We start from the raw sequence: 983 nt of genomic DNA on the forward strand, positions 1-983 counted from the left end.
GACGTGTCGCCGCGTCAGATGGTGTCGGTGGCGACGGCCATGATTCCGTTCCTCGAGCACGACGACGCCAACCGCGCGTTGATGGGTTCGAACATGCAGCGTCAGTCGGTGCCGTTGCTGAAGAGCGAGGCGCCGCTGGTCGGGACCGGTATGGAGTACCGTGCCGCGACCGACGCCGGTGATGTGATCACGGCGGAGAAGGCCGGTGTGGTGGAGGAGGTCTCGGCCGACTACATCACCGTGATGAACGACGACGGCACCCGGACGACCTACCGGGTGGCGAAGTTCAAGCGGTCCAACCAGGGCACCTGCTTCAACCAGAAGCCGATCGTGGCCGAGGGGGACCGGGTCGAGCGGGGTCAGGTCGTCGCCGACGGGCCGTGCACCGACAACGGTGAGATGGCGCTGGGCAAGAACCTGCTGGTGGCGTTCATGCCGTGGGAGGGCCACAACTACGAGGACGCGATCATCCTGTCCCAGCGCCTGGTGCAGGACGACGTGCTGTCGTCGATCCACATCGAAGAGCACGAGGTCGACGCCCGCGACACCAAGCTGGGCCCCGAGGAGATCACCCGCGACATCCCCAACGCCTCCGAGGACGCGCTGGCCGATCTCGACGAGCGCGGCATCATCCGCATCGGCGCCGAGGTGGTGACCGGCGACATCCTGGTGGGCAAGGTGACGCCCAAGGGTGAGACGGAGCTGACGCCCGAGGAGCGGCTGCTGCGTGCGATCTTCGGGGAGAAGGCGCGTGAGGTGCGTGACACCTCGCTGAAGGTGCCGCACGGTGAGTCCGGCAAGGTCATCGGGGTGCGCGTGTTCAGCCGTGAGGAGGGCGACGAGCTTCCTCCGGGTGTCAACGAGCTGGTCCGGGTGTACGTGGCGCAGAAGCGCAAGATCACCGATGGGGACAAGCTCGCCGGCCGTCACGGCAACAAGGGCGTCATCTCCAAGATCCTCCCGGTCGAGGACATGCCGTTCCT

General features: G+C 66.6%; 1 pseudogene. It reads left to right on the forward strand.

The features are described from left to right. A pseudogene (locus AAH991_RS40105) lies at nt 1-983 on the forward strand (DNA-directed RNA polymerase subunit beta); the annotation flags it as partial.

This window comes from Microbispora sp. ZYX-F-249 (assembly GCF_039649665.1).
Taxonomy (GTDB): domain Bacteria; phylum Actinomycetota; class Actinomycetes; order Streptosporangiales; family Streptosporangiaceae; genus Microbispora; species Microbispora maris.